The 17,664-nt window shown below is 63.6% G+C and carries 16 protein-coding genes; 5 read left to right on the top strand and 11 right to left on the bottom strand.

Going from position 1 to position 17,664, the window contains the following annotated elements:
• The first annotated feature begins 24 nt into the window (after positions 1-24).
• From ACI512_RS24380 to ACI512_RS24360, 5 genes are all read left to right on the top strand, one after another.
• Positions 25-1,533 carry a sugar ABC transporter ATP-binding protein gene (locus tag ACI512_RS24380; protein WP_064055276.1) on the top strand — a complete coding sequence of 503 codons (1,509 nt, stop codon included), beginning with the start codon at positions 25-27 and terminating at the stop codon, positions 1,531-1,533.
• On the top strand, positions 1,499-2,491 hold the full coding sequence (locus ACI512_RS24375; RefSeq protein ID WP_015884787.1) for an ABC transporter permease: 993 nt from the start codon (positions 1,499-1,501) through the stop codon (positions 2,489-2,491). The genes ACI512_RS24380 and ACI512_RS24375 overlap by 35 nt, the downstream gene beginning before the upstream one ends.
• A 22-nt stretch (positions 2,492-2,513) precedes the next feature.
• Entirely contained in the window at positions 2,514-3,593 is a 1,080-nt protein-coding gene (locus ACI512_RS24370) for an alcohol dehydrogenase catalytic domain-containing protein (protein ID WP_236383354.1), read from the top strand.
• 2 nt (positions 3,594-3,595) lie between these two features.
• Entirely contained in the window at positions 3,596-5,128 is a 1,533-nt protein-coding gene (locus ACI512_RS24365) for an FGGY-family carbohydrate kinase (RefSeq protein ID WP_236383356.1), read from the top strand.
• Between the two features lie 76 nt (positions 5,129-5,204).
• A complete protein-coding gene (locus tag ACI512_RS24360; protein WP_236383357.1) occupies positions 5,205-5,930 on the top strand; it encodes an SDR family oxidoreductase in 726 nt (241 codons plus the stop codon).
• Here ACI512_RS24360 and ACI512_RS24355 read toward each other — a convergent pair.
• The 11 genes from ACI512_RS24355 to ACI512_RS24305 form a co-directional block, all read right to left on the bottom strand.
• On the bottom strand, positions 5,927-6,931 hold the full coding sequence (locus ACI512_RS24355) for a LacI family DNA-binding transcriptional regulator (RefSeq protein WP_015884783.1): 1,005 nt from the start codon (positions 6,929-6,931) through the stop codon (positions 5,927-5,929). The two genes, ACI512_RS24360 and ACI512_RS24355, sit on opposite strands and share 4 nt — an antisense overlap.
• Positions 6,932-6,989: 58 nt before the next feature.
• Complete coding sequence (locus ACI512_RS24350; RefSeq protein ID WP_015884782.1) at positions 6,990-7,853, bottom strand: LysR family transcriptional regulator; 864 nt, start codon at positions 7,851-7,853, stop codon at positions 6,990-6,992.
• Positions 7,854-8,494: 641 nt separating this feature from the next.
• Positions 8,495-9,901, bottom strand: a complete 1,407-nt coding sequence (locus tag ACI512_RS24345; RefSeq protein ID WP_236383359.1) for an amidase — start codon at positions 9,899-9,901, stop codon at positions 8,495-8,497.
• A complete protein-coding gene (locus ACI512_RS24340; RefSeq protein WP_405121391.1) occupies positions 9,898-11,166 on the bottom strand; it encodes a Zn-dependent hydrolase in 1,269 nt (422 codons plus the stop codon). The genes ACI512_RS24345 and ACI512_RS24340 overlap by 4 nt, the downstream gene beginning before the upstream one ends.
• 13 nt (positions 11,167-11,179) lie before the next feature.
• Positions 11,180-11,875 (bottom strand): ABC transporter ATP-binding protein, encoded by a 696-nt coding sequence (locus ACI512_RS24335; protein ID WP_015884779.1) that lies wholly within the window; start codon positions 11,873-11,875, stop codon positions 11,180-11,182.
• Positions 11,875-12,624, bottom strand: a complete 750-nt coding sequence (locus ACI512_RS24330; protein ID WP_015884778.1) for an ABC transporter ATP-binding protein — start codon at positions 12,622-12,624, stop codon at positions 11,875-11,877. The genes ACI512_RS24335 and ACI512_RS24330 overlap by 1 nt, the downstream gene beginning before the upstream one ends.
• Positions 12,621-13,631: a branched-chain amino acid ABC transporter permease gene (locus ACI512_RS24325; RefSeq protein ID WP_236383120.1), complete on the bottom strand. Its 1,011-nt coding sequence runs from the start codon at positions 13,629-13,631 to the stop codon at positions 12,621-12,623. The genes ACI512_RS24330 and ACI512_RS24325 overlap by 4 nt, the downstream gene beginning before the upstream one ends.
• A 1-nt stretch (position 13,632) precedes the next feature.
• Complete coding sequence (locus tag ACI512_RS24320; RefSeq protein ID WP_015884776.1) at positions 13,633-14,493, bottom strand: branched-chain amino acid ABC transporter permease; 861 nt, start codon at positions 14,491-14,493, stop codon at positions 13,633-13,635.
• 57 nt (positions 14,494-14,550) lie between these two features.
• Positions 14,551-15,753: an ABC transporter substrate-binding protein gene (locus ACI512_RS24315; RefSeq protein ID WP_064055283.1), complete on the bottom strand. Its 1,203-nt coding sequence runs from the start codon at positions 15,751-15,753 to the stop codon at positions 14,551-14,553.
• Between the two features lie 226 nt (positions 15,754-15,979).
• Positions 15,980-16,747, bottom strand: coding sequence for a FadR/GntR family transcriptional regulator (locus ACI512_RS24310; RefSeq protein ID WP_015884774.1), 768 nt, complete (start codon positions 16,745-16,747; stop codon positions 15,980-15,982).
• A 107-nt stretch (positions 16,748-16,854) separates the two neighbouring features.
• Positions 16,855-17,604, bottom strand: a complete 750-nt coding sequence (locus ACI512_RS24305) for an alpha/beta fold hydrolase (protein WP_236383122.1) — start codon at positions 17,602-17,604, stop codon at positions 16,855-16,857.
• Positions 17,605-17,664 lie beyond the last annotated feature (60 nt).

The following is a 17,664-nucleotide window of genomic DNA, read 5'->3' as shown; positions in this document are numbered from 1 at the left end:
CCTTCTGAATACGAGGTCGGCGGTATGAGCAGTCTTCTGAAGCTGGAAAACATCTGTAAGCGTTACCCGGGCGTACAGGCCCTCAAGTCCATCAACCTGCAGGTCGAGCGCGGCGAGATCCATGCCTTGCTCGGGGAGAATGGCGCGGGCAAATCGACGCTGATGAAGATCCTCGGCGGCGTCGAGCATCAAGACGAAGGCCAGATCCTGATCGATGGCCAGGCGCAGCATTTCGCGACCTACCGTGATGCGATTGCTGCCGGTATAGGCATCGTGTTCCAGGAATTCAGCCTGATTCCCTACCTCACGGCGGTGGAAAACATCTTCCTCGGCCACGAGCTGAGCAACCGCTTCGGCCTGCTGCGCAAGCGCGACATGGTCGAGGCCAGCGAGGCGTTGTTCAAGCGCCTGGGCGTGACCCTCGACCTGCAATGCGCGGTCAAGCACCTGAGCGTGGCCGAGCAGCAGTTCGTCGAAATCGCCAAGGCGCTGGCCCTGGATGCGCGTCTGCTGGTGCTGGATGAACCCACCGCCACCCTCACGCCCAGCGAGGCCGAGCTGCTGTTCGAGATCATGCGCGAACTCAAGCGCCAGGGCGTCGCGGTGATTTTCATCTCTCATCACCTGGAGGAGATTTTCCAGGTGTGTGACCGCATCAGCGTGCTGCGCGACGGCGGCAATGTGGGCGTCACCGATGTGGCTGACAGCGACATCGACCGGCTGGTCGAGATGATGGTCGGGCGCCGCCTGGAATGCAGTTTTCCGCCCAAGCCGAGCAGCGCACGCGGCCCGCTGTTGTTGGAGGTCAAGGACATCCAATTGGTGCGCAACGGCCCCCACAACAGCTTCCAGCTGTACAAGGGCGAGATCCTCGGCTTTGCCGGCTTGGTCGGGTCCGGTCGCACCGAACTGGCGTTGGGCATGATGGGCGCGCTGCCGTCGGTGAGCAAAGACGTGTGGCTGCGCGGTGAAAAAATCACCCTCGACGACCCGGCCCAGGCGCTGGCACACGGCATCGGCCTACTGCCGGAAAGCCGCAAGAGCGAAGGGCTGATCACCGATTTCAGCATCCGCGAAAACATCTCCCTGAATAACCTGCCCAAGTACCAGAACGCCTCGGGCCTGATCGACAAAAGTCGTGAATGCGCCAGCGTCGAAAGCCTGATGAAGCAACTGTCGATCAAAGCCCCGAGCAGCGAAAGCCGGGTGTTCAACCTCAGCGGCGGCAACCAGCAAAAGGTCGTGATCGCCCGCTGGATCAACCACCACTGCGACGTGCTGGTGTTCGACGAACCCACCCGTGGCATCGACGTGGGCGCCAAGGCGCAGATCTACGCGCTGATGCGCAGCCTCACCGAACAGGGCTACGCAATCATCATGATTTCCTCCGAACTGCCCGAAGTCATCGGCATGTGCGACCGGGTCGCCGTGTTCCACAAGGGCGCCATCGTCAAGCTGCTGGAAGCGTCCGCCGTCAATCCTCAAGAGGTCATGCGCCATGCAACAGGGGGCTCAAGTGAATACGTCCATTAATACCGTCGACAGCAGCCGGCTGCGCCTCAACCTGGCGCGGTTGGTGCGCTCGCCGGCGTTTTACCCCTTTGTCGGGTTGGTGGTGGTCACCGTGGTGATGATCCTCGCCAGCGACACCTTCCTCACCGCCAGCAACCTGTCGAACATCGCCCGCCAAGTGTCGATCAACGCGATTATCGCGGTGGGCATGACCTGCGTGATCCTCACGGGCGGCATCGACTTGTCGGTGGGGCCGGTGATGGCGTTGTCCGGCACGCTCACGGCCGGCTTGATGGTCGCGGGCCTGCCGCCCGGCCTGGCGATTGGCGCCGGGATGCTGATCGGCGTGGCCTTCGGCATCGGCAATGGCCTCTTCGTCGCTTACCTGCACATGCCGCCGATCATCGTCACCCTGGCGACCATGGGCATCGCCCGTGGCCTGGGCCTGATGTACACCGACGGCTACCCGATTTCCGGGTTACCGGACTGGTTTGCGTTTTTCGGCCGCGAAAGCCTGTTCGGCATTCAGGTGCCGATCCTGATCATGCTGCTCACCTACCTGGCCGCCTATGTGCTGCTGCAACACACGCGCATCGGCCGCTACATCTACGCCATCGGCGGCAATGAAGAAGCGGTGCGCTTGTCCGGCGTGCGCGCCGCGCGCTTCAAGCTGCTGGTGTACGGCATCAGTGGCCTGACGGCAGCGATTGCCGGGCTGGTACTGACCTCACGCCTGATGAGCGGCCAGCCGAATGCCGGCGTGTCGTTCGAGCTGGATGCGATTGCCGCCGTGGTACTCGGCGGCGCGTCGATTGCCGGCGGGCGCGGCGTGATCGTCGGCACCTTGCTCGGCGCCATGCTGCTCGGCGTATTGAACAACGGACTGAACATGCTCGGCGTTTCGCCCTACGTCCAGAGCGTGATCAAGGGCGGGATCATTTTGCTGGCGATTTTCATCAGCCGTCAGCGCCATAAATAAACTCAAGACAGGACCGAACACCATGGACAAGCACACCGAAATGCAAGCCGTCGTCTGCCACGGCCCTAAAGACTACCGCCTGGAACGCATCGGCAAACCCCAGGCGCGCGCCAATGAGCTGGTGATCCGCATCGCCGCCTGCGGCATCTGCGCCAGTGACTGCAAGTGCCACTCCGGCGCGGCGATGTTCTGGGGCGGCGACAACCCGTGGGTCAAGGCGCCGGTGGTGCCGGGGCATGAGTTTTTCGGCTATGTGGTGGAAGCGGGCGAGGGCGCCGAAGAGCACTTTGAAGTCGCGGTGGGCGACAAGGTGATCGCCGAGCAGATCGTGCCCTGCGGCAAGTGCCGCTTCTGCAAATCCGGCAAGTACTGGATGTGCGAGGTGCACAACATTTTCGGCTTCCAGCGTGAAGTGGCCGAAGGTGGCATGGCCCAGTACATGCGCATCCCCAAGACCGCCATCGTGCACAAGATTCCCGAGTCGGTGTCGCTGGAAGACTCGGCGCTGGTGGAGCCGATGGCGTGTTCGATCCACACCGTCAACCGTGGCGATGTCCAGCTCGACGACGTGGTGGTGATTGCCGGTGCCGGGACCCTCGGCCTGTGCATGGTCCAGGTCGCCGCGTTGAAGACCCCGAAGAAACTGGTGGTGATCGACATGGTCGACGAGCGCCTGGAACTGGCGAAGCACTTCGGCGCCGACGTGGTGATCAACCCGTCACGCGACAACGCCCGCGAGATCATCAACGGCCTCACCGATAACTATGGCTGCGACGTCTACATCGAAACCACCGGCGTACCGGCCGGCGTGACCCAAGGCCTGGATCTGATCCGCAAGCTCGGGCGTTTTGTCGAGTTCAGCGTGTTCGGTGCCGAGACCAGCGTCGACTGGTCGATCATCGGCGACCGCAAGGAGTTGGACGTGCGCGGCGCCCACCTCGGCCCGTATTGCTACCCGATCGCCATCGACCTGTTCGAACGCGGCCTGGTCACCTCCAAGGGCATCGTCACCCACGATTTCCCGCTGGATGACTACGCCGAAGCGTTGGAGCTGGCCAACTCGACCAAGTCAATCAAGGTGCTGTTGAAGCCGGTGGTCTGAAGATGAACTACGTGATGGGTGTCGACATAGGGACCCAGAGCACCAAGGCGCTGCTGGTGGATGCTCAAGGTACGATTATCGCGCAGCACAGCCAGGGGTATCGCGTGGATACCCCGAAAGTGCGCTGGGCCGAACAATGGCCGCAGGTCTGGCTCGATGCGGTGGAGACGTGCGTGGCGCAGTGCATGGCCAAGGCCGGCGTGGCCAAGGAACACGTGAAAGCCCTGTGCATCAGCAGCCTGTACGGCGGCTCGGGGATTGCGGTGGATGCAGCGCTCACACCGCTGCACCCGTGCCTGATCTGGATGGACCGCCGCGCCGGTGAGCAGGTCGCCTGGGTGCGTGAGCACGTGGACCTGGAGCGTCTGTTCGCGGTGACCGGTAACTCGGTGGACAGCTACTACGGCTTCACCAAGATGCTCTGGCTCAAGCAGCACCAGCCGCAAGTGTGGGCCAAGACCCGTTACCTGCTGCCGCCTAACAGCTATATCAACGCGTGCCTCACCGGTGAGCTGGCGGTGGACCATAGCAGCGCCGGCAATATCGGCGGGGTGTATGACGTGGCGGCGCGCGGCTGGTCGGGCGAGATGCTCGACGCGCTGGGTATACCGCAAGCGATGATGCCGGAGCGCCTGGTGTATTCCGATGAGGTGGTGGGCGGCCTGCTGGAGGGGTGGGCGGCGCGCCTGGGCCTGCAGACCGGCACGCCGATCCTGGCCGGGGGTGTCGACGCGGCCATGGCCACGTTGGCCGCAGGCGTTACGCAACCGGGCAACCATGTGGCGATGATCGGCACCAGCATGTGCTGGGGTTACCTGAACCAGCAGGTGGACGCGCACCATGGGTTGGTGAGCATGCCCCACGTCTACAACGGCCACCGCGACCTGTACATCTTCGGCGGTGCGATCACGGCGGGTGCGTCGGTGAGCTGGTTTCGCGAGCAGTTCTGCCAGGCCGAGGAACAGCAAGCCAAGGCCACCGGCCAGGACAGCCTGGTGCTGCTGGAACAGCGTGCGATGAACATCCCGGCGGGCAGCGAAGGCCTGTTGTTCCAGCCGTACCTGATGGGCGAACGCAGCCCGGTGTGGGATGACCGTGCCAGTGGCAGCTTTGTCGGCTTGAACCTCTACCACAGCCGCATTCACCTGTACCGCGCGGTGCTGGAGGGGGTGAGTTTCGCCCTGCGTCACAACATCGAAGCGGGCACGCGCGGCGCGCATTCGCTGGATTCACACTTGATTGTGGTGGGCGGGGCGAGCCATTCGGACCTGTGGATGCAGATCATCGCGGACGTTACGCGCTACCCGGTCTACACCATCGTGCAAGAGGTGGAAGCGGCATTGGGCGCGGCGTTGCTGGCGGCGCATACGGTAGGGTTGGTGAGTGATGGGGAGATGGAGAGGGGGTGGGTGCAGCTGGCGCTGCGGGCGGAGCCAAAGGTTGAAAACGTCGGGGTTTATGACCGGGCGTTTGCCGAGTATTTGAAACTGTACCCCGCTTTGAAACCGATCATGCACAGCCTACAAACCAACTGATTCAACGCAGGCCAAATGTGGGAGCAGGCAAGCCAGCTCCCACATTGGATCTTCATTGTTTTTGAGATCTCTATTCATGAACGCAGCCTTCAACTTCACCCACCACCGTATCCTCGTCACCGGCGCCAGCAGCGGCATCGGCCGGGAAATCGCCCTGCAACTGATCGCCAGCGGCGCTGAAGTCTACGCCCTCGGTCGGGACGCGCAGGCCCTGGCTCAACTCGGCTGCCACGCCTTGTGCCTGGATATCGCCGACAGCACCGCCCTCGACAATGCGCTGCAAGCCCTTCCGCCGCTGCACGGCCTGGTCAACTGCGCCGGTATCTCGCGCCTGGAGCCTGCCGCCGCGATCAGCGCCGAGGCCTTCGACCAGGTGATGCAGGTCAACGCCCGCGCCGCCGCCCAGGTCGGCAGCCGTGTGGCGGCGAAAATGATCGAGGCGAACATTGCCGGCAGCATCGTCAATGTCTCCAGCCAGGCCGCACTGGTAGCCCTGGACGATCACCTCGGCTACTGCGCTTCCAAGGCGGCGCTGGATGCGATCACCCGCGTGCAATGTGCCGAGTGGGGCCGCTTCGGCATTCGCGTTAATAGCGTCAACCCCACCGTCACACTCACGCCGATGGCGGCCATGGCGTGGTCCGACCCGTCCAAGCGCGACCCGGCGCTGGCGGCCATTCCCCTTGGGCGTTTTGCTGAAACCGTAGAAGTGGCCTTGCCGGTGCTGTTCCTGCTGAGCAGCGCCGCAAGCATGATCAGCGGCGTCAGCCTGCCCATCGACGGCGGCTACACCAGCCGCTAGCCGTTTTCCAACTGGCCGGCGATCACCACCTTGTCCCGTGGTTTGTACGGGTCCTCAAGGCGGTCGAGCAGCAGGCGGACCGCGCTGCTGCCGGCCAGGGACGCATCGTGGGCTACACACGCGATGGGCACGCCGAAGATATCGGCGAAAGGCAGGCGGTCGATGCCGCAGATGGTCAGGCTGTCGTGGGGAATGTTGTGCATGCGCAGCGCGCGCAGGGCGCCGAGGGTGATCAACTGGTTGAAGCCCATGATCGCGTCCGGCGCCGAGTGTTCGGCCAGGTAGTCGAGGGTGTGCAGGTAGGAGGGCATCAGCGTGTAGTCGCCGGCCTGGACTTCGACGTGCACCTGCGGGTGTTCGGCCAGCACTTCGCGCAGGCCCTTGAGGCGCTCAACGGTGATGCGTGAATGCTCGGGGCCGGTCAGCACCAGCAGGCGCTTGAGGTCGGGCGTCTGGCGCAGCAGATAATGCGCGGCCTGGATGCCGCTGTGGTAGTTGTCGAGCACCACGCGGCTGAACGGGCTGTCATGGATCGTGCGGTCGAGCAGCACCACCGGCGTCTTGCCGTTGCCCAGGCGCTCGAGGTAGTCGGGCTGGTAGCTCGGCTCATCCGAGACCGGCGACAGGATGATCCCGGCCACGCGGTAGCCCAGCAGCGTATCCACGGCTTTGCTTTCCAGCTCTTCCAGCTCATCGGTGTCCACCAGCATGATGGTGTAGCCGTGCTGTTTGGCCTCGCGGGAAATCGCCTTGATCATTTCGCTGTAGAACGGGTTGTCCACCGAGGCGGTGATCACGCCGATGATCAGGCTTTCACTGCGCTTGAGGCCACGGGCGAAGGCGTTGGGCACGTAGTCCAGCTCCCGCGCCACTTCGAGGATGCGCGCCAGGGTGGCCGGCTTGACCAGGTCGGGTTTGCTCAGCGCGCGGGACACCGTGATGGTGGTCATGCCGACTTGTTTGGCGATGTCGCTGATGGTGACGGACTTTTTCTTGTTCATCGGTAAGGCTGCGAAAGGAAACACCCGCAGGCTAGCATGCGCGCAGGCGTAGGGTGATTCAAATCAGCGGGTCCCAGCGCTGCGACCAGTCACTTTCAGCCTTGACCACTTCGCGCAGCAACCCCAGTGCCTGTTGCAACACCGCCGAATCCCGCGCCCGTGAATACACCAGGAACGTAGGGAAGCTGAACTCCGGCGCCTTGGGCACACGTTGCATCACGCCGCTGTCCAGGTAGCTTTGCACCACGCGCGTGCGGAAATACCCGGCGCCGCCGTTTTCGAGGATGTACTGCAACGCCAGCGGGCCGAGGTTGAAACTCAGCGCGGCACGCGCCTTGTCGGGCAGGGCGGCGTCATGCTGCTGGCGAAAGCCTGGGCCCCAGTCGATATACACGTAGGGGGCCGGGTTGCTCACCAGTTGCACCAGGATCAGTTTTTCTTCCAGCACTTGTTCCACCTGCAAGCCCGGCCAGTATTGCGGCTGGAACACCAGCGCGGCGTCGAGTACGCCGAGTTCCAGTTGGCGCAGCAGGTATTCGCCTTCGCGGATTTCGGTGCGCAGGGCGTGGCCGGGGATGTGCTGGCGCAGGGCCTGGGCCCAGCCGAGCATCAATGGGTTGCACAGGCTGACCTCACCGCCGATGTGCAGCACATTGCGATAGCCATCCGGCAGCGGCAGGTCGCGGCGCGCAGCTTCCCAGGTTTGCAGCAACTGGTTGGCGTATACCACGAAGGCTTCGCCATCGGCGGTCAGGCGTGCGCCGGCGCGGTTGCGGATGAACAGCGTGCTGCCGAGCTGGCTTTCCAGGTTTTTCACCCGCGCGGTGATGGCGGTCTGGGTAACGTGCAGTTTCTCGGCTGCGGCGGCCAGGCTGCCGCAGCGGGAGATTTCGAGGAAGGTGCGTGCCAGTTCGATGTCCATGAAGCCCCCGGGGATGAATGGGGGACAGTGTAATGGAATGCGGTTGAAACTGTGGGAGGGGGCTAGTCCTTCGGCTGGCGGCCTGACAGACGACTGCGATCCAAATGTGGGAGGGGGCTTGCTCCCGATGGCGGTCTGGCAGACGACCAGGATGTGGGATCAGACTGGGTACATATCCGTTATTTGGCTAACGGCTGGTATGGGGTCCGCCCTTACGGCGGGTCACTTTGGAAAAGAGCCCCAAAGTAACCAAAAGGCTCTTGCCCCAACACTCGGCACCTCGCCTAGGCTCGGTGTGCCCTCACTCCGGCTTGAATCCGTGGGCCGCCGTCATGGGCCATCCTTGGCCCAGGACGGCTAACCCGGCGTCCTGCCGGGTTACCCACGGTTTCAAGCCTGCGTTCGGCCAGCGTGTTTGACGGGGCGCCTAAGATCAAGATCAAAAGCCAGAGCACAGCGGCCTGACAGCCGGCTTGAGTGGTGTAGAGCAAAGGCAAACGCGGCGGCCTTAAAGCCGACCGGAGTTGCGTCTGTCGATCGCGGTCCAAATGTGGGAGGGGGCTTGCTCCCGATGGCGGTGGCTCAGTTACAGATGTTTTAACTGACACACTGCTATCGGGAGCCCCCTCCCACATTGGGTTCTACCGTGTTCTGGTGATTGGGGCTTGCAAGTGCTCGGTGGGGAACGCTTTTGCATACACCTGGCACACCCTCAGTACCTGTTCATCGGCAAACCGCGCGCCCACTACATGCAGGCCCACCGGCAAGCCATTCGCCGCCAATCCACACGGCACCGATGCCGCGGGCTGTTGGGTCAGGTTGAAGGGGTAGGTGAACGGCGTCCACTGTGTCCATTCCTGCAAGCCGGAACCCGGTGGCACGTCATGCCCGGCCTCAAACGCAGTGATCGGCATCATCGGTGACACCAGTACATCGTAGTGCTCATGGAACGCGGCCATGCGTGCCACCAGTGCGGCGCGGGCTTCGAGGGCTGAGTTGAAGTCATTCAGGCTCAGCCGCTCGCCGCGCTGGGCGATGCGCAGCAGGCCAGGGTCCAGCAGTTGTTTTTGCGCTTCGCTCATGGGCCCGGTCAGGCGGGCCGCGCCGGCTGCCCATAAGGTGCTGAACACCTCCAGGGGGTCGCTGAAGCCCGGGTCGATTTGCTCGACATGCGCGCCCAGTTGCTCCAGGCCTCGAACCGCTTGGGCGACCACCTTGGCCACCTGCGGGTCGACATCCACGTAACCGAAGTTGGGACTGTAGGCCACGCGCAACCCTTTCAAATCCGCTGCGCCCGACAACCACGGTGTGGTCCGTGGCGCACCGATCAAGCCATCTCGCGTGTCCGGCTGGGCGATGGTTTGCAGCATCAACACGCTGTCTTCCACCGTGCGGGTCATCGGCCCCAGGTGCGAGAGGAGGGTCATGGCGCTGGCCGGCCATTGGGGCACATAACCGAAGGTCGGCTTGATCCCGAAGGTGCCGGTAAACGCACAGGGAATCCGGATCGAACCGCCCGCATCGCTGCCCTGGTGCAACACGCCGAGGTTCAATGCGGCCGCTGCCCCTGCGCCGCCGGAGGATCCGCCAGCCGTGGTGCGTGTGTCCCAGGGGTTGCGGGTGATGCCGTACAGCGGGTTGTCGGTGACGCCTTTCCAGCCGAATTCCGGTGTGGTGGTCTTGCCCAGCAGCACCGCGCCGGCCTTGCGCATAAAGGCGGTGAAGGGCGCGTCGATGTCCCATGGGCCCTCGGCGGATGTGCTGCGCGAGCCCTTGCGGGTGGGCATGCCGACGGTCAGCGTCAGGTCTTTGATCGACGCTGGCACACCGTCCAGCGCGCCGCAGGGTTGGCCGTTGAGCCAGCGTTGCTCCGAGGCGCGCGCGGCCTTCAGCGCGCCTTCCGGGTCCACGTGGCAGTAGGCGTTCACCACCGGGTTATAGCGTTCGATACGCAGCAAGGCGTCTTCGGTGACGTCCACCGGCGACAAGGTCTTGTTGCGAAAATGCTGCAGCAGTTGCACTGCCGTCAGTTGGCCGATCTCGCTCATGCGATTTCCCCCTGGGCGGCATTGACCATGGCCCGCAGCAATACCGCGCAGCCCGCCGCCAGGTCGTCCGGCGCGGCGTTTTCGATTTCGTTATGGCTGATGCCGCCTTCGCACGGCACGAAGATCATCCCGGCGGGGCCCAGTTCGGCGACGAAAATCGCGTCGTGCCCGGCACCGCTGACGATGTCCATATGGCTCAAGCCCAAGGCCTCGGCGCCTTCACGCACGGCGTTGACGCAGGACGGGGCGAAGTCCAGGGGTGGGAAGTCGGCGGTGGGGGTCAATTCAAACGTCAACCCGTGCCGGGTGGCAGTGGCTTCGATCACGCCGCGCACTTCATCGACCATGGCTTGCAGCGTGTCCGCATGCAGGTGACGCAGGTCGAGGGTCATGTGCACCTGACCGGGAATCACGTTGCGTGAGCCGGGGTGCAGGCTCAGGCAACCGACCGTGCCACACGCGTGGGGTTGGTGTTGATGGGCGATGCGGTTGACCGCGCTGACCACTTCGGCGGCGCCGACCAGGGCGTCCTTGCGCAGGTGCATCGGCGTCGGGCCGGCGTGGGCCTCGACGCCGGTGAAGGTCAGGTCGAACCACTTCTGGCCCAGGCAACCCATCACCACGCCAATCGTCGTGGCCTGGTCTTCCAGAACGGGGCCTTGTTCGATATGCGCTTCGAAATACGCACCCACCGGGTGGCCGAGCACCGCGCGGGAGCCGGCATACCCGATGCGTTGCAGTTCGGCGCCCACCGACAGGTCCTGGTCATCGACTTTGTCGAGGGTGTCCTGCAAGTCGAACTTACCGGCAAACACCCCGGAGCCCATCATGCAGGGCGGAAAACGCGAGCCCTCTTCGTTGGTCCACACCACCACTTCAATCGGCGCTTCGGTCTCGATGTTCAGGTCATTCAGGGTGCGGATCACTTCCAGACCGGCCATCACTCCGTAGCAACCGTCGAACTTACCGCCGGTGGGCTGGGTGTCGATATGGCTGCCGGTCATCACCGGGGGCAGGGCGGGGTTGCGCCCGGCACGGCGCGCAAAGATATTGCCGATGGCGTCGACACTGACGCTGCAGCCGGCGGCCTCGCACCATTGCACAAACAGGTCGCGGGCCTGGCGGTCGAGGTCGGTCAGCGCCAGGCGACACACGCCGCCCTTGGCGGTGGCGCCGAGTCGGGCCAGGTCCATCAGCGATTGCCACAAGCGGTCGCGGTTGATCAGCGGGGCGTTACTCTTGAGCGGTTGCGCGAAACTATTCATCTGCAATCTCCGGTCAGGCACTCAGGGCCAGATAGCGGTTTTTGATGGTCGGGTCGGCGCGGAAGGCTTCGGCGCTGCCTTCGTACACCACGCGGCCTTGTTCGAGCACGTAGTGGCGGTCGGCGAGCTTGTCGCAGACCATCAGGTTCTGTTCCACCAGCAGCACGGGCAGGCCGTCGTCCTTGACCTTGCGCAGGATCTTCACCAGTTCGTCGACGATCACCGGGGCCAAGCCTTCGGTGGGCTCATCGAGGATCAGCAGCTTGGGGTCGTTGAGCAGGGCGCGGGCGATGGCGAGCATCTGTTGCTCGCCGCCGGACAGCGCGTGGCCGGCATTTTTGCGCCGCTCCTTGAGGCGCGGGAACATCGTGTAGACGTCTTCAAGCTGCCAGCGGCTGGTTTTGCGCGCGGCGATGCGCAGGTTTTCCTCGACGGTGAGCAGGCGGAAAATTCCGCGATTCTCCGGCACCAATGCCAGGCCCTGGCGGGCGATTTCGAAGATCTTCTGGCCCACCAGCGCCTGGCCGTTGAAGTGGATCTGGCCCTGACGCGGACAGATGATGCCGAGGATGCTGCGCAGGGTGGTGGTCTTGCCGGCGCCATTACGGCCGAGCAGCGTGACCAGTTCGCCGGGGTTGACGGTCAGCGACACGCCTTCCAGCACGTGGCTCTTGTCGTAGTAGGAATGGATATTCTCGACGATCAGCATCAGGCAGCCTCCCCAAGGTATGCAGTGCGCACACGTTCATCGGCGCGCACGAATTCCGGCGTGCCTTCCACCAGGATCTGCCCGTGGCTCATCACCGTGATGCGTTGGCTGATGGACATGACAATGCTCATGTTGTGTTCGATCAACAGCACCGTGTGGTCGCGGCCGAGGTCGCTGATCAGCTGGGTCATGATCGGGATGTCGTCGATGCCCATGCCCGAGGTGGGCTCGTCGAGCATCAACAGTTTCGGTTTTGAGCAGATCGACATGCCCACCTCCAGCACCCGTTGCTGGCCGTGGGACAACTCGCCGGCCAGGGTGTCGGCGCGGGCGCTGAGTTGCAGGCGCTCCAGCACTTGGTCGGCCATCTCCAGGTGTTCGCGCTTGCTGTCCACGCGGCGCCAGAAATTCAGTGCGCGGGCACCGTCACGGCCTTGGGCGGCGAGGCGCAGGTTCTCGCGCACGCTGAGGTTCTGGAACAGGCTGGTGAGTTGGAACGAGCGCGCCATGCCCAGGCCGACACGGCCGTGGGCCGGCTTGCGCATCAGGTTCTTGCCGTCGAAATGAATCGCCCCGGCGGTGGCCTGGCGCTCGCCGGTGAGGCAGTGGAACAGGCTGGTCTTGCCGGCACCGTTAGGGCCGATGATGGTGTGGATGGTGCCGGCCTCGACTTTGAGGTTGACGCCATTCACCGCGTGGAACGCGCCATAGGCCAGTTCCAGGTCTTTGGTTTCCAGCAGGATGCTCATAGCCCTTCCTCCTTGGCGACGACGGCGGGTTTGCGGCTGCCGCGCACCTTTTCGAACAGCGACGCCAGGCCGCCCCACAAACCACCGCGCATGAAGATCACCACCAGGATCAGGATCACTCCCAGCAGCATCAGCCAGCGTGGCCATAGGTCGGAGAGGAAATCGCCGAGCAACACGATGGAACCGGCGCCCAGCAGCGAGCCGAACAGCGAGCCGGTGCCGCCGACGATGGTCATGATCAGGATGTTCTCGGACATCGCCAGGTCGATATTCGACAGCGGCACAAAGTGCAGCAGCATCGCGTACAACGCCCCAGCGATGCCGGTGACGGCGCCCGACAATACAAACACCAGGATCTTGAAGTGGCGTGTGTCGTAGCCGATGGCCGAAGCGCGGGTTTCGTTTTCGCGGATCGCCATCAAGGTGCTGCCGAACGGCGAGGCAACGACCCGGCGGGCGCCGATGAAGATCAGCAGGAACAACACCGCGACAAAACCGTAGAAGGCGCGGGCGTCGGCCAGGGACAGCAGCACCGTGTCGCCCAGGCGAATCTCCGGGCGCGGCACGCTGAGCAGGCCGTTGTCGCCGCCGGTCCAGTCGCTGAGGGTGTAGGCGACGAAGTAGGCCATCTGGCTGAACGCCAGGGTCAACATCACGAAGTAGATGCCGGTGCGGCGGATCGCCAGGGCGCCGACCAGCAAGGCCAGGAAACCGCCCGCGATGGCGGCGCCGAGCAACGCGGTGAACAGGCCCAGTTGCAGGTGGATCATCAGCAACGCCGCGCAGTAAGCGCCGGCCCCGAAGAAGATACCTTGGCCGAACGACAGCAGCCCGGTGTAGCCCAGCAACAGGTTGCAGGCCAGGGCCGCCATGGCAAAGATCAGGATCTCGGTGGCCAGGGTCGCCGAGGGCAGTATCAACGGCAGGCCGATCAGCACCGCCAGCACCCACAGCAACATCGCGCGCGATTGCGTCTTGGCAAACGGCAGGGGATTTTTCTCGCTCATGTCAGGCTCTCCCAAACAGGCCGTAAGGACGTACCAGAATCACCACGGCCATGGCGCCGTAGATCATCAGGCTCGCCCCCTGGGGCCAGAGTGTGGTCATCAGGCTTTGCACCACGCCCACCAGCAAACCGCCGACCAGCGCACCGCTGAACGAGCCCATGCCGCCGATTACCACCACCACGAAGGCCACGCCGAGAATCTCCGGGCCGACAAAAGGCTGGGCGCCGCGCAACGGTGCAAACAGCACGCCCGCGACGCCGGCCAGGGCCACGCCGAGGGCGAAGGTCATGGAGAACAGGCGGAAAATATTGGTGCCCAGCAGCGACACGGTCTCGGTGCTTTCACTGCCGGCCCGCACCAGGGCGCCGAAGCGCGTGCGTTCCAGCAGCAACCACAGGCCCAGGCCGACCAGTCCGGAGAACACGATGAGGAACAGGCGGTAGTAGGGGTAGACGAAGTCACCCACCACCAGCACGCCGCGCAGCAGTTCCGGCACGGCCACGCTCTTGCCCACCGGGCCCCAGATCATCACGCTGGCTTCCTGGATGATCAGCGCGATGCCGAGGGTCACGAGGATCTGGAACATGTGCGGCAAGTGATAGATCCGCTGGATCAATAATCGCTCGATGACCCAGGCCAACGCGGCCACCACCAACGGCGCGATCAGCAGCGCCAGCCAGAAGTTGCCGGTGAGGCTCACGGCGGTGTAGCAGATGTAGGCGCCGAGCAAAAAGAACGCGCCGTGGGCGAAGTTGACGAAGTTGAGCAGGCCGAAAATGATCGTCAGCCCGACCGCGATCAGAAAGTAGATCATCCCCAGCCCAAGGCCGTTGAGGATCTGGAACAGGTAAAGATTAAGCATGCAGGAACCCTCTGCAGGACGCCGCTCGCGCGGCCCTGCGCTACCTATTTCAGGGGATCAGCCGAGTGTGCAGCCCGTGGCTTCCACTGGCGGGAACGACTGGCCGGCGCTGAGCACTTTGGCCAGGTCATCCTTGTCGGCCATCTCGCTGCTGGCCTTGCCGATCAGCAGGTAGTAATCCTTGATCACCTGGTGGTCGCCGGCGCGGATCGATTCCTTGCCGGTGGGGCCTTCGAAACTCAGGCCCTGCATGGCCTTGGCCACGGTCGGCCCGTCGAAGCTGCCGGTGGCAATGATGGTGTCGAGCATGACCTTGGTGCTGATGTAATCGGCGGCCAGCGGGTAGGTCGGGTTGATGCCGTATTTGGCCTGGGTGAGCTTGACCAGCTCACGGTTGAGCGGGGTGTCGACCTGGTGCCAGTACTGTGCGCCGAGGTACACGCCCGCGAGAATGTCGCTGCCCAGTTCCTGGAACTGGTCGAGGCCGGCGGACCACACCAGCAGCACCTTCATGCGCTCCTTGATGCCGAAGTTGACCGCCTGGCGCAGGGTGTTGGACGACTGGCTGCCGAAGTTGAGCAGCACCAGCACATCGGGCTTGGCGGCGATGGCGTTGGTCAGGTAGCCGGAGAATTCCTGTTCCTGCAAAGAGTGGTAGCTGTTGCCGATGTGTTCCAGGCCGTTGTCCTTGAGCACGGTTTTCGCACCTTCCAACAGCGCTTCGCCGAACACGTATTGCGGGGTGATGGTGTACCAGCGCTTGGCGTCCGGCAGTAACTTGATCAGCGGCACCAGGGTTTCGCGGATCGCGCCGTAGGTGGGCACCGACCAGCGGAAGGTCGCGGGGTTGCAGTCCTTGCCGGTGACTTCATCGGCGCCCACCGGGGTCATGAACACGCCACCGACCTTGTCCACTTCCTTGGCCACCGCCAATGCCGACGACGACAAGGTGCAGCCCTGGAAGAACCGCGCGCCGTCCTGCTGGATAGCCTCCTGCACCTTGCGCACGGCCTTGCCGGCGTTGCCTTCGGTGTCGATGACCTTGTAGTTCAGCGGGCGGCCGAGCAGTTCGGGGTGTTGCTCCACCGCCAGGCGCGAACCCATGTCGGCAAACTTGCCATAGCTGGCAAAGGCGCCGGACATGGACTTGAGACCGTAAAAGGTAAAGGGCTCGGCGGCGAATGCCGACCGTATGCTCAGCGGTAGGCTGAGGGCGGCGGCTGCGGTGAGGCTGGCTTTCAACAACGTACGACGCTGCATGGGGGTGACTCCCTGGTTTAGTTATTGGCAGGAGTGGCAATGGCGATACGGTGGAGCAAGGGCCTGTGGGCAGGCCTGTTATTGGATGAAACGGTGTGGGGTTGAAATGCAGTCCAAATGTGGGAGGTGGCTTGCCTCCGATAGCGGTGTGTCAGTCGACATTAATGTTGAATATGCTGGCGTCATCGGGGGCAAGCCCCCTCCCACATGGGGTCTGTGGCGTTTTTTAAGAGTGATCGAACTCCAGTAGAAAATGTGGGCTGACCTGGCCCTCAAGGGCGGTCATGTGGTGCTCGGCATCGCACATGTGTTCGTGCATCAGGCTGCGCACGGCGCTTTCATCCCCGGCCCGAAAGGCGATCAGCAACTGCTTGTGATAGTCCAGGTTGGCGGCATCGAACTGCTTGCGCTTGGGCTTGTAGGCTTTTTTCAGCACCACCAGGTCGCGCAACAGGTCGTTGAGGAACTGCGCCATGAAACTCAGCAGCGGGTTGGGGCAGGCCTTGGCCAGCAGGTTATGGAACTCCAGTTCCGCCAGGCGTTGCTCGCGTTGGCCGGCTTCGCTGTCTTCCGGCGCGCTGCAAAAATCCACGTTGTCTTGCAGGGCCTGGTAGTCGTCTTCGCTGAGGCGCCCGAGCACCGACACCGCCAGTTCCACTTCGATGACTTTGCGCAGTTGGTACACCTGCTCGCCGTCCAGATGCTGGAAGTGCAGGTAGTTGCGCAAGGCGCGGCTGGCCGGCTCGGTGCCGGCCTGGTTCAGGTAGGCACCGCCGCTGGGGCCCGTGCGCGTGCTCACCAGGCCTTCTACTTCCAGCGCCTTGAGCGCTTCGCGGGCCGAGCCCTTGGAGCATTGGAAGCTTTCCATCAGCTCGCGTTCGGTGGGCAAGCGGTCGCCGGGCTTCAAGGCGTCGGTGACGATGGAGCGCTTGACCGACTCGACAATCACGTCGGACAGCTTCTGGCGTTTGCGTCGTAGCGGGCGGCTTAGCATGGGTTCGATTTATCGTATTAATGCGGATAAATAGCACTTAATAACGATCGAGGAGCAGCGTCAACGCCGGGTGTCGTTTTCGAGGGCAACAGGTCGCAAACGGCTCGCTACTGCGCGTTTACTGAATCCAGGCAGCGAGTGGACTGCGGTGGTTGCTTGCCGTAGACCAGGAAGTCGCCGACCCAGCGGTTGATACACCCGCTGGCGTCCTGCTTGGCGGGGTCTTTGAGGCGCAGTTGTTCGACCTGGGGCGCGGCTGTCTCGGCCTGTTGCGAATTGACCAGCACCATGCGCGCCACCCGCTCGGGGAACAGCGCGGCGTAACGGTTGCCCAGGCGGGCTGCATCGGCGTTGCCCAGGTAGAGCAGTTGGGCATCGCCGAGTTGGGTGCGCACGTACTCCAGGTCTTGAGCGGCCTGTTCGACGCCGTTTTCATTGCTGAGGTCGCGGGGGCTGAGTTCGATGACGTCGTAACGGTCGATCAGCGTGCGATAGGCCGGGTTGGCGTAGGTCCCCCAGAGACTGGTGAGGTGAATGACGAAGGTGCCGCCCTGATCACTGCGGGGCGCATCGCCGGCCAGCGCAAACAGCACGCCTTCACGGTTCAGCGGATCGCGTGCGCCAACGCGGGTGAGGTAAAGGCGCAGGTTGCCTTGCCGGGGGGACGCGTAGTTGCGCGGTACGGTCACGATGCCGCACTGGGTGCGTTGCAACACCTCGGGGTCCAGGCGTTCAACGGTGGGGAGCGGGCAGTCCAGCAGCCAGTCGATGGCGGTGGGAGGGATCAGCGGTTGAGCCTGGGCCAGGCCCGCTATCAGCCACAGGCAGGCGCACGTCAGGTGTTTTGCAGCAGTCATCGAGAGATCCCGGGCAACCGTGTGATAACGGCTTTTTTACCAAGGACCTTGGGTCGAGGA

This window comes from Pseudomonas petroselini, assembly GCF_045037875.1.
GTDB lineage: Bacteria > Pseudomonadota > Gammaproteobacteria > Pseudomonadales > Pseudomonadaceae > Aquipseudomonas > Aquipseudomonas petroselini.
This window is presented reverse-complemented; position numbering and strand designations above follow the sequence as displayed.

Excerpts from the sequence above, each read along its gene's own strand:
- ACI512_RS24320 (WP_015884776.1), bottom strand. The coding sequence starts at position 14,493 with ATGCTTAATCTTTACCTGTTCCAGATCCTCAACGGCCTTGGGCTGGGG.
- ACI512_RS24345 (WP_236383359.1), bottom strand. The coding sequence starts at position 9,901 with ATGAGCGAGATCGGCCAACTGACGGCAGTGCAACTGCTGCAGCATTTT.
- ACI512_RS24380 (WP_064055276.1), top strand. The coding sequence starts at position 25 with ATGAGCAGTCTTCTGAAGCTGGAAAACATCTGTAAGCGTTACCCGGGC.
- ACI512_RS24365 (WP_236383356.1), top strand. The coding sequence starts at position 3,596 with ATGAACTACGTGATGGGTGTCGACATAGGGACCCAGAGCACCAAGGCG.
- ACI512_RS24375 (WP_015884787.1), top strand. The coding sequence starts at position 1,499 with ATGCAACAGGGGGCTCAAGTGAATACGTCCATTAATACCGTCGACAGC.
- ACI512_RS24370 (WP_236383354.1), top strand. The coding sequence starts at position 2,514 with ATGGACAAGCACACCGAAATGCAAGCCGTCGTCTGCCACGGCCCTAAA.
- ACI512_RS24360 (WP_236383357.1), top strand. The coding sequence starts at position 5,205 with ATGAACGCAGCCTTCAACTTCACCCACCACCGTATCCTCGTCACCGGC.
- ACI512_RS24325 (WP_236383120.1), bottom strand. The coding sequence starts at position 13,631 with ATGAGCGAGAAAAATCCCCTGCCGTTTGCCAAGACGCAATCGCGCGCG.
- ACI512_RS24305 (WP_236383122.1), bottom strand. The coding sequence starts at position 17,604 with ATGACTGCTGCAAAACACCTGACGTGCGCCTGCCTGTGGCTGATAGCG.
- ACI512_RS24350 (WP_015884782.1), bottom strand. The coding sequence starts at position 7,853 with ATGGACATCGAACTGGCACGCACCTTCCTCGAAATCTCCCGCTGCGGC.
- ACI512_RS24355 (WP_015884783.1), bottom strand. The coding sequence starts at position 6,931 with ATGAACAAGAAAAAGTCCGTCACCATCAGCGACATCGCCAAACAAGTC.
- ACI512_RS24335 (WP_015884779.1), bottom strand. The coding sequence starts at position 11,875 with ATGCTGATCGTCGAGAATATCCATTCCTACTACGACAAGAGCCACGTG.
- ACI512_RS24310 (WP_015884774.1), bottom strand. The coding sequence starts at position 16,747 with ATGCTAAGCCGCCCGCTACGACGCAAACGCCAGAAGCTGTCCGACGTG.
- ACI512_RS24330 (WP_015884778.1), bottom strand. The coding sequence starts at position 12,624 with ATGAGCATCCTGCTGGAAACCAAAGACCTGGAACTGGCCTATGGCGCG.
- ACI512_RS24315 (WP_064055283.1), bottom strand. The coding sequence starts at position 15,753 with ATGCAGCGTCGTACGTTGTTGAAAGCCAGCCTCACCGCAGCCGCCGCC.
- ACI512_RS24340 (WP_405121391.1), bottom strand. The coding sequence starts at position 11,166 with ATGAATAGTTTCGCGCAACCGCTCAAGAGTAACGCCCCGCTGATCAAC.